Source organism: Bradyrhizobium sp. 134 (assembly GCF_023074155.1).
In the GTDB taxonomy this organism is placed as follows: domain Bacteria; phylum Pseudomonadota; class Alphaproteobacteria; order Rhizobiales; family Xanthobacteraceae; genus Bradyrhizobium.
Genome location: NZ_JADPKX010000073.1, coordinates 324,873 through 339,093, shown reverse-complemented (window position 1 = coordinate 339,093; position 14,221 = coordinate 324,873). Strand labels below are relative to the sequence as shown.

Sequence of the window (14,221 nt, the reverse complement as noted above, 5' to 3'; positions counted from 1 at the left end):
GAGCCGATTGTGCCGCTTGTGTCGACGGCCATACAAAAACATGCGGCGCCCGGGAAAGTTGCCGACGCCGACTGTGACAGTCTCTTTAGCCGCTTATGAGCCCGACCTGCAAGGCGCAATACCGGCGCCGCTGGCGTTGAAATAGCGCAGGCGGGGCTGATAACCGGCTGCGGTCATGTCGTTGCCAACTCAGCGATTGAAAGGCCCGTTGCGGCTGAACAGCAGATAGATCGCGCGAGGGTTGGTGGTCAGATAGCGCCAGAACAGCCGGCGGGGCTCGAGCAAGGTGCGCCAGGCCCATTCCAGGCCGATCTTCTGCATCCATCGCGGCGCGCGGGCGCGGCTTCCCGACAAGAAGTTGAACAGGCCGCCGGATGTCTTGATGACGCCGACATTGGTGAGATGCGGCGTGAATTCCTCGACGAAGGCCTGCTCGTTTGGCACGCCCAGCGCAACCCAGAGATAATCCGGCGCTAGCGCGTTGATCTCGTCGACCTTCGCGCGCAGTGCATCGCCACGGAGATACCCGTGGCTATGGCCGACGATCTTGAGGTTTGGATACATCTTCCGGACGTTCTCGACCGCCGCGGCGTTCTCGTCCTCGCTGGCGCCGAACATGTAAAAGGTGCGGCCGACCGCTTCCGCCTTGCGCGCGACGACGTGAAACAGATCCGTCGTGGCGACGCGCTCGGGCAGCGGAAACCAGGATTGCAGCCTTGACGCCGCCACCAGCGGCTGACCATCGGCGTTGATGAGGTCGGCGCCGCGGAACAGGCGCTCGGTCTCCGGTTCGGTCGAGCATCGCGCCAGGACCTCGCCATTGGCCGAGGTCAGGTGCAGCGGACGGCCGATGCGATGGCGCGGATCGGTCGCCTCGATCATGAAATCTGCGGTCGCTTCCAGGTCGAGCGTGGCCATGCGAAGGCCGCCGATGGTGATCCGCGGCACGTCGGCGGTTGCGGCCCGGCCATCGAGATTGATGCGGCGCTCAAGCATATTGTCTGCCTCGTTGGCGAGCTTGGGCCATAGGGGTGAGTTCGTCGAGCACGACGCCGACGAGCTTGCGCTCGGCGCGGCCGAGCGTGCTCAATATCTCTTCCAGGCCGTCGTTGATGTCGAGGCTGGTCGGCAACACCGCCACCAGCGCGTCGGCATCATCGAGCAGCTTACGGCTGCCGGCCGTGAGTGGCGCCGTGGGGCCGTCGAGGATCACGAGGTCATAGCCGCCGGCGGAGCGCGCCTGCTCGATGGCCTTGCGGATGGCGTCAGTGGCCTTGCCAGCGTCGCCTTCGACGGCCGGCAATACCGAGATGCCGTTGAGTGTCTTGATCTCGCGTGCGGCCTTGCTGCCGATCGAAAGCCATCCGACCTTGCTCGGCTCGCTCTTGCGGGGACGGTTGACCTTGTTCGAGAGCGAGTGCGCCTGATGGTCGGCGTCGATCATCAGCACCCGGGCGCCGTCGCGCGCGGCCGCGAGCGCGAAATTGAGCGCCGTCACGCTGCGCCCGGTGGTCTCGCTGGCACCGACGAGCGCGATGACCGGCATTGTCTTTCCGCCGGCGCGCCGGGCCGCCGTAGTGCGCATGTCGCGCCAGGCGTTGAGCAGCGTCGTCAGTGGAAAGCCGGGGCGCAGCGTCGGCCAGCCCAGCCGGGTGAGGTCGATGCCGCCGCCGGTGGCGAGAATGGCACCAAGCGTGTGGATGACGTCGGCCTCCTGCAGGCGCGCGATCAGCGGCTTTTCGATCAGGGGCTTCTCGACCATCGAAGGTTGCAGCGGCGGGGCGGCGAGTTCCGGCAGTGCCTCCGCGACTTCCGGGGCTCGCGAGACCGGCTGGGCCCGGGCAGTCTCCGGCGCCCGCGAAGGCTCTGGAGCTCGCGGAGCTTGCGGCAACGGAGTACGATTGGGACGGGCCGGCGCCGGTGCCGGCACGAACGCACCGGCGAACACCAGTTCGGCCGCGACGAACCAGCTTGATGCAGCGATTGCGCCGAAGATGAAACCGATCATGGCGAACAGGCTCATCGCCGGCGGGAACGAGCGCCGCTGCGGCACCGTCGCTTCGCCGATGATGCGGGCCGCCGAGGTGTTCAGCGTCTCCTGCTCCTCGGTCTCGCGCGAGCGCTTGAGGAAGGATTGATAGACGTCACGGCTGGCATCGGCCTCGCGCTCGAGCTCGCGCAGGCGCACGGCGGCCTGGCTGAGCTGGACGCTCTGCCGCTTCTGCGCCTCCAGCGCCCGACTGAGCGAGGCTTCAAAGTCGCGGGCGCGCGTCAGATCGTTCTTGGCGGACTGGGCGAAGCGGTCGATCTCTTCGTTGATGGTGCGCTTGAGATCCTCGACCTGCTTCTCGGTCTGGCGCAGCGCCGGATGACGCGGGCCGAGCTCGCCGGCTTGCTCCGCATATTTCTTGCGCGCATCGGCATACTGCGCGCGCAGGTTCGCAATGGTCGGCGATTGCAGCGCCTCGGAGTTTGCGCCTGCATCTGCCGTGGTGCGTCGGCTCGCCTCGATCTGGTCGAGGCGCGCCTGCGCGTCCATCGTCGCGGCGCGGGCGGCGGAAAGCCGCTGGTTGCTGGCGGAAAGCTGCTGGTCGCTGATCAGCGCATCCTGGGTGCCGACGAAATTGTTCTGGGCCTTGTAGGTCGCAAGCACGGTCTCGGCGTTGCGCAGCCGCTCGCGCAGCTCCTTCAGGCGGCCGGAGAGATCGTTGGTGGCGCGCCGTGCGGCCGACGCCTGCGAGTTGCGGGATTCCGCGAGGTAGGCGCTGGTCAGCGTGTTGGCGAGCATCGCCGCTTTCGCCGGATCGGTCGACCAGACCTCGATGTCGACGATGAAGCTCTTCTCGGTCTTGCGGATCGTGATGTGCCGGTTCAGCGCCTCGAGGGCGGCGAGCTGCACTTCCTTTTTCTCCGTGGCGGAGGGCGCGTGGGGCTGAAGGCCGATCAGGCCGAGCAGCGACGACATCACGCCTTTGCCATCGGCCCCGCCGAATTCGGGGTCCTTGTCCAGATCAGCCTGCTGGATCACCTGGAGCAGCACGCTGTTGGAGGTGATCAGGCGCGCCTGGCTCTCGACCACCATCGACATGCCGGAGACGTCCTGCGCGCGAGGCGTTAGTTCGCGATCGACGAGCTGAAGCTCGCGCGGGTCGACATAGAGCTGGGCGGTGGCGGTGTAGCGGGGCGCCAGGCTCTTGCCCACGGTGACGGCAAGCGTCGCACCGAGCAGCGCGGCAACGGCAATCGCGATCTTCCGCCGCCAGAGCAGATTGACCAGCTCCAGCACGTTGAAGCCGGCCCGAGGCCGCTGCTGCGGAGCCTCCGGTCTGGCCCGGTCTATCGGCTGGTTGTAGTCAAGCATGATCCCCAGCTTTCATTCCAAGTGCCGCGTGCTGAGGGGGTACTCTTCGCTCTACGCCACGCACCGCAAATATAGGTGCCCACTCAACGCAACAGAGAAAATTAACCATACTCATTGAGGGACTATTCACCGAAATGGCAAACAAAGCGTTTAAGCGCATGCCACTCTTCGACGCGTCGTCGTGACGCGTGCGATGACGCGGTCCTTCAGAGATTAACGGTTCGTTACCGCGTGCGTCGTGGCCGCGAGGGTTCGCTGGTCTTGCCATCGGCCGCGCGCGCACCATGGCCGTCAGCTTTTCCGCAGGATGACGTGATAATCGCCGCGGCGGACGTCGGTCCCGCGCGGGAGCACGGCGTTGAGCACGGCGGTGCCGGCGTCGACCAAGGCTGCGAACAGCGGCTTGCGCCGGCGCATCTCTGGATAGCGCGGACTCTCGACCTCACGGCGGTAGATCATCTCGAGGCCGTTGGCGGCGGCGAACGCTTCGAGCGCCGGCAGCGACACCAGGGGATGAAAGAAGGTCGGGAACGGCGGTTCGCCCGGCAAGCCGGCATCCTTGATGCCGCGAATGTGCCGGTAGAACCAGACGTGGAACCAGTGCGGCGAGTATTTGGTGACGACCCCGGACAGCGAACGCGGGTTGGGCGCGCCGATCAGGATCATCCCGCCGCGCTTGAGCGCATCGCGGAAATTCAGGAGTGCGGCGTCGACGTTGGGAAGATGTTCGATCACGTTGTAGCAGATCACCAGATCGAAGGTCTCGCGCCCGAAGCGGTAGGTCTGGACGTCGCCGAGGATTGCTTCGTCCGCGTAGCTGTTGTTGCGAACCTGGTCCTCGTCGATGTCGACGACGGTGACCTTGCTGCGGCTCAGCAATTCCGGTGGCAGTACGCTGCACGAGCCGCCTCCGGCTTCGTAGGTGGCGAGCTGGCCCTGCGGCAGTTCGCGGCGCAGCACGTCGTGAACGGCGAGCAGGCTATCGCGGGCTTCACCGGGGACGAGATCGTGCAGCGCCTGAGTGTGTGCAACGGCCGCGGGAATTTGGACCGCCGTGGCTGTCGCGAAATCGATCGTGGCTGGCTTGTTCATTTTTTTCCGACCGCGCTTGTTCGACTTAAATTTACAGGAATAATCTCGTGTACCCGTAGAGCAAATCCGATGCCGCGACGCTTCACCCGTCGCAGTGCTTACGGTCAGGTTAATGAGCATGTGCGTTAACTACGGTATCTTCCGCGCCAGCCGCCATCGGCGCCGTGGACCGCGAATTGCAGTATTACGCGCGCAAGGTTTCGCAGCAAAAACACCCGGAAGCAGTTAAGTGCATGGATGGCGGAAAATCGGCGGCGTGGCGCCGTCGCGAGGCTCAAACCGGCCGTTCATTTTGGGACGTGCCTGTCCCGCGGCGATGTGCCGTCGCGGGACGGCGCTGATCCCCTGGATCGAAGCAGGGCTTTTTCAATCTATCTCGGACATCTAGAACGTCATGACATTGATTCCGACAGACCTGTCCGCCACGCGTATCTCGGATGCCGTGCGCGATCCAAACCGGGAGATCGCGGCCAGCTCCCGGATTATCGACCTGTCGGTTGGTATCGTCGTCTGCATCCCCTGCTTCCGCCGCCCGCAGCATCTGCGGTTGACGCTGGACTCGCTCGCCAGCCAGGGCACCCCGCGCTCCTTCGGCGTCGTCATGGTCGAGAACGATGCGGTCCGGCGCGAAAGCGCGCCGGTGGCCGCGGAATATCTCGCCGATGGCAGGCTTCAGGGTGTCTGCCTGGTCGAGAAACGGCAAGGCAACGTCCAGGCGATCAACGCCGCGTTCGAGACGGCGCTGGCGCTGTTTCCCGCCGCGACCCGGTTCCTGATGATCGACGACGACGAGATCGCCTCGCCCGATTGGCTCGAGCTGATGGTCCGCACCGCGGAGGCGACCGGCGCCGATCTGGTCGGCGGGCCGGTGCTGCCGGTCTTCGAGGACCGCAGCATGCCCTGGCTTTCGCGCCACCCCGTTTTCTGTCCCGCCTATGAGTACAGCGGCGCTGTGCCCCTGATCTACGGCTGTGGCAATTGCCTGATCACGCGTGCGGCGTTCGAGAGGTTCGCCCGTCCCGCCTTCGACCCCCGCTTCAACTTCCTCGGGGGCGGTGACTGCGATTTCTTCGTGCGGTGCCGCGATGCCGGCATGACGTTCCACTGGACGGCGGAGGCAGTCATCACCGAGACGGTGCCGCAAAGCCGCACCAGTTTCGGCTGGATCGTGAAGCGAGGCCTGCGCATCGGCGCGATCAATTATCGCGTGCAGGCCAAGGCCGCGCAGGGCGCGGCGGCGCGCGTGTGGGTGTTTGCGCAGATGCTCGGGAGGTTGCCGCTGTCGCTGGTGCGCGCGGCCGCTTTGCTGAAATCGTCGAAGGCCGTCGTCGCGATGCATCCCGTGATGGTCGCGCTCGGCTCGGTGCTCGCCGCGTTCGGCATCGAGCCGAAGCCCTACGAGGCTTCGAAGATCGTGTCCTGACGCCGAGGCGGCGGGCTAAATACCAAAGCAGGCGAGGGCGACCCTGACTGCGGAGCGTGGCAGCGATTTGAGCGAGCGGCGCCCGACCATCCCGAGATAGGCGAAGGCCTGGCGATATCTACCGAAGCGGACCGCTTGCATCGCCGAATACGTGACGAGATGAACCTCGGCGGCCTGGCGCAGCCCGGCTGCCATGCCCGCGGGCAATCGCGCCATGATCAGCCCGTCGTTGAACACCCGCGCGATCGCCGGAAAGAAATCCTGTGGCGTCCGCACCGCCGCGTTCATGGTGTTGGCCGTGTGCAGGCGGTAGTCGAGCAGCAGGTTTGGCGCAAATTCGAATTCGCCGATCGCGGCAAGACGGCACCAGCAGTGCCAGTCCTCGCAATATCTGAGCGAGACGTCGAAGCCACCGATGGCGCGGAAAGCCTCTGCACGCGCGAGCGCAATGCCGCCATTGACGATGAAGTTGCCGGCCGCGAGCCGCGCCAGCACGTCGCCGGACGGTTTGCGGCGTGCTTTCAGCAGATCCCGTCGGCCGATCTGCCGTCCCTCGCTGTCGATCGTGTTGTAGTCACCGTAGACGAGAACCGCTCGCGGCGCACCCCGCGCAGCCGCCAGCAGCGCCGCGACCGCGCCGGGCCGCAGGCGATCGTCGGCATCGAGGAAGAGCAGCCATTGGCCGCTCGCATGGTGTGCGCCGAGATTGCGCGCTGCCGATACGCCGGCTGCGCCGTTGGTCATCAGGCGCAGTCGCGGGTCACGAATGGCGCGGACGATGGCGGTAGTGTCGTCGGTCGAGCCGTCGTCCACGACGATCACTTCGCTGACCTCGGCCTGAGCCAGTGCGCTGGCGAGGGTTTCGCCGACATAGGCCGCAACGTTCTTGGCCGGAATGACGACGGAAACCGATGTGGTTGAGCCGACTTGCAGCGGGAGGCGCGCTGCCGGAACGACGCGTGATGTGGCGGGCAATTCGAGAATTTCTTCCGCGGTGATCAAGATACGACTCGCCTTTAACCGTCTGTTAACCAGGGCGCTTTGGCGCGTTGGCAATGCGATCGATCGCAACCTTGGCCGTCGTGAATGATACTCGCATTGGGAAAAAAACGTCGCCGTGAAGGCTAACGCAGCGCTGGTTTCGTCAATTAGCGTTAAGCCGCCGGCATTAAGCCTGTGGCAAATTTGGAAGAGTGCGGCAGCCGGTCCCATGCGAGAATGCGCATCAGGCCGCCGCGGATGGACCCCAGTGCCCGCAAAGACATTCGACTACGATCCCGACGACATGGTCCTCAACCTGTTCTACGAGGACAAGGACGATCGCTGGTTTCCCGGCGATCGGCATTTGCGGCGCATGGCGCGTCGCATGCTGCTCGGCGAGCCGCGCATGAGCGGGCAGCTCCGCGTGTTCCTCAATCTCTGTGCGGGGCTCGACCGGCTCGGTATCCGCTATCGCGTCAACGACTATGGCTACATCGCGCGGCATCCGGGCGAACTCGCCTGCATCATCGGCCGCACCTTCCTGCTCGACAAGTTCGCCTGGAAAAATCCGATCCTGCTCGGCGTCGCCGCCCACAATCATCCACTCGACGATCCCGACCTGTTCAAGCGCCTGCCGGTCAAGAAGGTCGTGGTGCCCGGCCCGTGGTACGCCGACATGTATCGACCGCATTGGCCCGACACGGAGGCCTGGCCGATCGGCATCGACACGGATCTCTGGGCGCCGTCGCCGACGTCTCAAAAGAACGTCGACGTCCTGATCTACGACAAGGTGCACTGGGACCGCGATCGCCATGCGACGGAGCTGATCGAGCCCGTCCGCGCCCGGCTCACGAGGGAAGGCCGCTCGTTCACCGAGCTGCGTTACGGCAGCTACAAGGAAGAAGACTATCGGGCCGCGCTCGCGCAATCGCGTGCGATGATCTTCCTCTGCCAGAACGAGAGCCAGGGCATTGCCTACCAGCAGGCATTGTCTTGCGGCGTGCCGGTGCTGGCCTGGGATCCCGGCGGCCCTTGGCGGGACCCCGATTATTATCCGCATCGCGTTCAGTTCGCGCCGGTGTCGTCGGTGCCGTACTGGGACGATCGTTGCGGCGCCAAGTTCGTCGACATCGCAGGGTTTGAGGCGGGCTGGGATGATTTCTGGGCCGGGTGCGCCGCCGATACGTTCGATCCGCGCGGTTTCGTGCTCGACAACCTCACGCTGGAACAGCGTGCCCTGCAATATTACGAGATCGCGCGGAGCATCGTGCGGCAGCAGGCGCCGCAGAGCTCGGACTGGTTGACGGATGCTTAACAGGGATCGGCTAGGACTTCGGGCTTCCCCCGGCTTCACCACCAACCTCGAGCCATGGATCGCAGCGCCACTGACATGACCGACGTCGAGGCCCGATCGTTCGGCGACGTCCTGCGCGTTGGGCTTGCGGGGGTCAACGCCGTGCGGGCGGCGCGCTGCCTCGTCGCAGTCGCAGCCCTGCTCCTCGTGCTGGTGACGCTCGATCCGTTTCCTGACCTGCGCAACGAGGATGTCACCACCGTGGTCGGCGGGCGAATGGCGCTCACCTATGTCTCCTGGGGTCTATTGGCCGTGGTCGCGGTATTGTTCGTCGCCGCAACGGATGCGCCCGCGCTGAAGACCCTGGTGACGCCACTGCATCTCTGCCTGGTCGGCTGGCTGGTGATCAACATCGTCTTCTCCGAGAATCGCGGAGTCTCGATGCAGCGCTTCGTGCTCGCAGCCAGCGTGATGTCGCTCGCGGTGTTGTTGCCGCTGTTGCCGCCGACGCAGCGTAGCTTCAATCTGTGTCTTGGCGGCGCCGCGCTCGCACTGCTTGCGCTCTGCTATCTCGGCGTCTTCCTCGCGCCGCAATATTCGATGCACACCGCACTGGACGTCACCGAGCCGCAGTTGGCCGGCGACTGGCGCGGCAGCTTCGGCCACAAGAACATCGCTTCGCCCGTGATGACCATCCTGATCTATGTCGGCATTTACTTGTCTGCCATTGGTTCGTTCGTGATGGGGCCGGCCATCGCCGCGCTGGCAGGACTCTTCCTGATCTTCACCGGCGGCAAGACGTCGTCGGTGCTGTGTCTTGCGATCTACGCGCTCGCCTCGCTGGTCTGCGTCACACCGAGCCTGTGGCTGAAGCGGATCATTTGCTTCGTGCCGCTGATCGTGATGAACCTGTTGACGGTCGGCAGCGTCCTGAGCCCGGCGCTCGGGGCGATGACGCGGCTACTTCCACTCGATCCCACCTTCACCGGCCGTTCCGCCATCTGGGAGTTCGCGCTCGCAGCCGTCGCCGAGAAGCCGATCATCGGTCACGGCTACGCCGCGTTCTGGGACGACGTGACCGCGCGGCAGACCGCGCAGGGCGCCGAATGGGCGACGAGCGCGGCGCACAGCCACAACAGCTATCTCGACCTCGCTGTCACGATCGGGCTGCCGGGGCTGTTGCTGGTGATCCTCGTCTTCGTGCTCGCGCCGCTAGGCAATTTCCAGACGGCCCGAACTCACAACCGCAGCGGTGCGTTGGCAAAGCTGTTCCTGACCGTGTGGCTGTTCGGCCTGTACTACGGGGCCACCGAAACCTTCCTGCTCGAACGGCAGAATCCGATCTGGTTCATGTTCGCAGTTGCCGTGGCCGGCCTGCACTTCCTGGCCAGGTTCCAATGCGTCGCGGAAACGGAACCGGACGACTTGTCGCAGCCGGTGCCGCCGCAGTTGCATCGGCTTAACGATAAGCCGTGAGGTCACTTGTGGCCGCGACAAAACATAATCTATCTGGAAACACCCAGTAATCGCATGTCCCGCGGATGACGATCCTCAGCGTCGAGCAACCAGATGGTCTTGTGTCCAGCACGTCGGGAATCGCGGTCGATTTTGTGCGTGATTGGCCGCGGGCCGCATCGCGCCTGAACGCAGGCCATCGCACTGCATTCCAGCATGGCTACTGGCTCGGCGCCTGGTACGAGGCGTTCCACGGTCTCTCGCCGCTGATTGCATTGATCTCCGATGCCACGACCGGCAGGGACATCGCAATGGTGCCGATGATCAGCCACCTCAGGCGCGGCATCCGCATCGTCGAATTCGCCGATCTCGGCGTCTCCGACAACAACGCGCCAATCCTGGCGCTCGATGCCGCGTTGGACGCGGCGGCGACGGAGGCGATCGGCAAGGCGCTGATCGACGCATTGCGCGCATTGCCGGACCGCTTCGATTTGCTGCGCCTGAAGAAGATGCCGGCCCAGATCGGCGGCAACCCGAACCCGCTGGTGTCGCTCGGCCGGGTCGGATCCTGCTCGCTCAACGGCAACGTCGTGCTGACCGGTGACGACTATGAAGATTACCAGGCCTCGATCAAGCGCATGCAGATGCCACGCTGCTGGCGCGTCTTCAGCCGTCACGCCGGCGCGCGATTCGAGATCGCTACCGATGTCGCGCGTGCGCGCGAGCTGCTGGACGTGATGGATGCCCAGCAGCAGGCGCGCATGCGAAAGCTTGGTTCGCGCTTCGTCCTCAACGACGAAACCCATGCGCAGTTCTATCGCGAGGTCGCGCGTCAGGGCGTCGCGGACGGTTATGCCGTCATCTCGGCCCTGGTCTGCGACGAGGCCGTCGTCGCCACCACGTTCGGCGTCAGGTTCGGTGCGGCCTATTTCCTGCTGCGCATCAGCCATGCCGGCGATTCCTGGTCGAACTGCTCGCCGGGGCTGCTCGTGACCGAGCGCACCATGGCGGCGCTGCATGCGGAGGGCGTGCGCCGTTTCGACCTCAGCATCGGCAACCAGGAGTACAAGCGCCGATTCGGCGCCGAGCCGGTGCCGCTGACTGATGTCAGCGTCGCGCTGTCCTGGCGCGGCGTGCCCTTCGCGTGGCGTGACCACGCCGCCCAGGCCCTGCGCCGTCATCCCAGGCTCGCTGCCTTTGCGGCGAAGGCGATTGGCAAGGGGACGCGCTGACGGGCGCTCCCCTCGCATCAGACGTGCAGCTCAGCCGTGTAGCTCAGCCGTGCAGCTTCCTGGCTGTCTCCGCGATCTGGCGGCCCTGATAGCGTGCGCCGGCGAGCTCGTTGGCGCTGGGCTGCCGGCTGCCGTCGCCGCCGGTGATCGTGGTGGCGCCGTAAGGTGCGCCGCCGGTGACCTCGTCGAGCTTCATCTGGCCGGCAAAGCCGTAGTTCAGGCCGACCACGACCATGCCGAAATGCAAGAGGTTGGTGATGATCGAGAACAGCGTCGTCTCCTGGCCGCCATGCTGGGTCGCGGTCGCCGTGAAGGCGCCGCCGACCTTGCCGTGCAGCGCGCCCTTGGCCCAGAGACCGCCGGCTTGGTCGAGGAAGTTCGCCATCTGCGAGGCCATGCGGCCGAAGCGGGTGCCGGTGCCGACGATGATTGCGTCGTAGTTTGCGAGGTCCTCGATCGTCGCGACGGGGGCGGTCTGGTCGAGCTTGTAATAGGACGCCTTGGCGACCTCGGCCGGCACCAGCTCGGGCACGCGCTTGATGTCGACGGTGGCACCGGCTTCGCGCGCGCCTTCGGCGACGGCATTGGCCATCGCTTCGATGTGGCCATAGGCGGAATAATAAAGGACGAGAACTTTGGTCATGATGGTCTCCGTTGGATGCAGATTTGATGCGTCGGTGTCGGGAGCGTCATGCCGGGACAAAGCCTGCATGACGAAGGCGTTGCTAAACCGCGTCGACGAGCACGATCTCGGAATCTTCCAGTGCCGTGATCTTCAGCCTGTCCTCGTCGCGGATCGCCGCACCGTCGCGGGCGTTGACGCGCACGCCGTTGATCTCGACTGACCCCGCCGCGGGCACGAGATAAAGGTGCCGTGACTTGTCCGGCGCGTACTCCGCGCTCTCGCCCGCCTTCAGTGTGGTGGCGAGCACCCGCGCATCGGCGCGGATCGGCAGAGCGTCCGTGTCATTCTCGAAGCCGCTCGCGATGGTGACGAGCTTGCCCGAGCGGTCTCCTTTCGGAAACGGCTTCGAGCCCCAGGTCGGCTGGCCACCGCGCGCGGTCGGCTCGATCCAGATCTGGAAGATGCGTGTCCTGGTCGGCTCGAGATTGTATTCGGAGTGGCGGATGCCGCTGCCGGCGCTCATCACCTGCACGTCGCCCGCTTCGGTGCGGCCTTCGTTGCCGAGGCTGTCCTGATGAGTGATCGCGCCCTCGCGCACATAGGTGATGATTTCCATGTTGGCGTGGGGATGGGCGGGAAACCCGGTGTTGGGCGCGATCTCGTCATCGTTCCACACCCGCAGGGCGCCGTGACCCATGTTGTGGGGGTCATAATGGCTTGCGAAGGAGAAATGATGCTTGGCATTGAGCCAGCCGTGATCAGCGCCGCCGAGCTTTGCGAAGGGTCTGAGTTCGATCATCTGCGTAATTCCTTGTTTGGGCGGGCGGCGCGTTGATCAGGCGCCGAAACCGCCGTCGACGTTGAGCACCGTGCCAGTGACGAAGGAGGCTTCCGGACTTGCGAGGAACACGACGCCAGCCGCGACTTCCTCGGGGCGGCCGAAGCGCTGCAGCGCATGCTGCTTGCGCTGGGTCTCGGCGAACTCGCCACCGTCCTTCGGGTTCATGTCAGTGTCGATCGAGCCGGGCTGCACCACATTCACGGTAATGCCGCGCGGGCCGAGGTCGCGGGCTGCGCCCTTGGTGTAACCGACCACGGCGGCCTTGGTGGCGACGTAGTCCGCAAGACCCGGGAACGAGGCGCGATCGGCAAGCATCGAGCCGACGGTGACGATGCGGCCGCCTTCCCCCATCAATTGCGAAGCGGCGCGGATCGCCGCGATCACGCCATGCACGTTGATGGCATCCTGGCGGGCGAGCGCTTCGATGTCGGCATTGGCATCGTCGATCGCGCTTCCGCAAGCGACGCCGGCATTGTTGACGAGGATGTCGAGATGGCCGAACTCCTTCGCGACGTCTTTGACGAGTTGCGTCACGTCCTTGGCCGAGGCCTGGTCCGCCCGGAAGGCGCGCGCCTTGACGCCCCGGGCCTTCAACTCGGTGACGACCGCTTCCGCCTTTTCGGGAGAGGCGACGTAGCTGATGGCGACGTCCGCGCCTTGATCGGCGAGTGCACGGGCGGAGGCTGCGCCGATACCGCGCGAGCCGCCGGTGACGAGGGCAACCTTGCCTGAGAGCTTCTTGGTCATTGGATTTCTCCATTCCTGAATTTCTGATGACCCTTGGATAAGCCTTCGCCTGTGGTATAGAAATAGAAACTGTTGAAACGCATTGTTTCCTTAAACAGCCCGGTTGGATCCCCTTCTATGGCCAAACTCCCCGATTTCGAGGCACTCGCGATTTTCGCAAAAGTCGTGGAATTACGGTCGTTTGCGGGGGCCGCGGGCGAACTCGCGATGTCCAAGGCGACGGTGTCCAAGGCGGTCACGCGCCTCGAAGAGCGGCTCGGCGCCCGGCTGTTCAACCGTACCTCACGCCGGCTCGCGCTGACCGATGCCGGGCATAAGCTCGCCGAGCGTGCGACGCGCCTGCTGTCCGACGGCGAGGCGGCGGAGAACGAAGCACTGGCGCAGTCGGTAGCGCCGCGGGGCCTGGTGCGGCTCGCCGTCCCCATGACATTCGGGATCAAGGCGGTGGCGCCATTGCTGCCGGAGTTCTTCGAGGCTTATCCGGAGGTCTCGGTCGATCTGCACCTGAGCGATGCGACCATCGATTTGATCGGCGAGGGCTTTGACATGGCGGTGCGGATCGCGCGGCTGCCGGATTCCTCGCTGATTGCGCGGCGGCTCTTCACGATGCCGCGCTTTACGGTCGCCGCGCCGTCCTATCTTAGGCAATACGGACGGCCGACGCATCCGATGCATCTGGCCGAGCACAAATGCTTCAGCTACGCCTATCTCTCGACGCCCAACGTCTGGCACTACACCAATTCGGCCGGCGAGCAGGCAAGCGTGCGTCCGGGCGGGCAGCTCCGCGTCAACAACGGCGAAGCGGTAATGCCGGCGCTGATCGCCGGCCTCGGCATCGCCGACCTTCCGGAATTCATCGTCGGCGAGGCCATTTCCTCCGGCGAGGTCGAAGTGGTCCTGAAGGACTGGAAGCAGGTTGAAGGCGCCGTACATCTGGTGACGCCACCTGGCGGCCCGCGTCCCGCACGCGTCGAGGCGCTCGGCGATTTTCTCGCAGCGAAGCTGCCGGGTACGTGCAAGCGGCAAGTGCGCGGAAAGGCAAAGCCGTCGTAGCAAAGCCGTCGTAGAGTGAGTGCCTTCAGCGACCTCCGTCATTGCGAGGAGCGAAGCGACGAAGCAAATCCGGAATGTCTCCGCGGAGGCATTCTGGATTGCTTCGCTTCGCTCGCA

11 protein-coding genes and 1 pseudogene are annotated in these 14,221 nt (G+C 65.0%); 5 read left to right on the top strand and 7 right to left on the bottom strand.

The features are described from left to right. Positions 1-189 precede the first annotated feature (189 nt). From IVA75_RS29595 to IVA75_RS29585, 3 genes are all read right to left on the bottom strand, one after another. A complete protein-coding gene (locus IVA75_RS29595) occupies positions 190-996 on the bottom strand; it encodes a WecB/TagA/CpsF family glycosyltransferase (protein ID WP_247284665.1) in 807 nt (268 codons plus the stop codon). Beyond that, positions 989-3,361: an exopolysaccharide transport family protein gene (locus tag IVA75_RS29590; protein WP_247284664.1), complete on the bottom strand. Its 2,373-nt coding sequence runs from the start codon at positions 3,359-3,361 to the stop codon at positions 989-991. Before IVA75_RS29590 ends, IVA75_RS29595 begins: the two co-directional genes overlap by 8 nt. A 291-nt stretch (positions 3,362-3,652) precedes the next feature. Beyond that, entirely contained in the window at positions 3,653-4,453 is an 801-nt protein-coding gene (locus tag IVA75_RS29585; protein WP_247284663.1) for a methyltransferase, read from the bottom strand. A 394-nt stretch (positions 4,454-4,847) separates the two neighbouring features. Here IVA75_RS29585 and IVA75_RS29580 point away from each other — a divergent pair, with 394 nt between their 5' ends. Next, entirely contained in the window at positions 4,848-5,876 is a 1,029-nt protein-coding gene (locus IVA75_RS29580) for a glycosyltransferase (protein WP_247284662.1), read from the top strand. A gap of 15 nt (positions 5,877-5,891) precedes the next feature. Here IVA75_RS29580 and IVA75_RS29575 read toward each other — a convergent pair whose 3' ends face one another. After that, positions 5,892-6,878 carry a glycosyltransferase gene (locus IVA75_RS29575; protein ID WP_247284737.1) on the bottom strand — a complete coding sequence of 329 codons (987 nt, stop codon included), beginning with the start codon at positions 6,876-6,878 and terminating at the stop codon, positions 5,892-5,894. A gap of 247 nt (positions 6,879-7,125) precedes the next feature. Here IVA75_RS29575 and IVA75_RS29570 point away from each other — a divergent pair. The 3 genes and pseudogenes from IVA75_RS29570 to IVA75_RS29560 all read left to right on the top strand — a co-directional run bounded on the left by IVA75_RS29570 (position 7,126) and on the right by IVA75_RS29560 (position 10,838). After that, positions 7,126-8,186: pseudogene (locus IVA75_RS29570) on the top strand (glycosyltransferase family 1 protein). Between the two features lie 40 nt (positions 8,187-8,226). Further along, positions 8,227-9,627, top strand: coding sequence for an O-antigen ligase (locus tag IVA75_RS29565; protein ID WP_247284661.1), 1,401 nt, complete (start codon positions 8,227-8,229; stop codon positions 9,625-9,627). Positions 9,628-9,692: 65 nt separating this feature from the next. Further along, positions 9,693-10,838, top strand: a complete 1,146-nt coding sequence (locus IVA75_RS29560) for a GNAT family N-acetyltransferase (protein WP_247284660.1) — start codon at positions 9,693-9,695, stop codon at positions 10,836-10,838. Positions 10,839-10,881: 43 nt separating this feature from the next. On the opposite strand, the gene wrbA is transcribed toward IVA75_RS29560, so the two are convergent. The 3 genes from wrbA to IVA75_RS29545 all read right to left on the bottom strand — a co-directional run bounded on the left by wrbA (position 10,882) and on the right by IVA75_RS29545 (position 13,051). Further along, positions 10,882-11,481, bottom strand: a complete 600-nt coding sequence (gene wrbA / locus IVA75_RS29555; protein WP_247284659.1) for an NAD(P)H:quinone oxidoreductase — start codon at positions 11,479-11,481, stop codon at positions 10,882-10,884. Between the two features lie 82 nt (positions 11,482-11,563). Then, positions 11,564-12,262: a pirin family protein gene (locus IVA75_RS29550; protein ID WP_247284658.1), complete on the bottom strand. Its 699-nt coding sequence runs from the start codon at positions 12,260-12,262 to the stop codon at positions 11,564-11,566. Positions 12,263-12,298: 36 nt separating this feature from the next. Continuing rightward, the gene (locus tag IVA75_RS29545) at positions 12,299-13,051 is read right to left on the bottom strand and encodes an SDR family oxidoreductase (RefSeq protein WP_247284657.1); all 753 of its coding nucleotides are present in this window, start codon (positions 13,049-13,051) and stop codon (positions 12,299-12,301) included. A gap of 117 nt (positions 13,052-13,168) precedes the next feature. On the opposite strand from IVA75_RS29545, the gene IVA75_RS29540 reads away from it, so the two are divergent. Continuing rightward, the gene (locus IVA75_RS29540) at positions 13,169-14,104 is read left to right on the top strand and encodes a LysR family transcriptional regulator (RefSeq protein WP_247284656.1); all 936 of its coding nucleotides are present in this window, start codon (positions 13,169-13,171) and stop codon (positions 14,102-14,104) included. Positions 14,105-14,221 lie beyond the last annotated feature (117 nt).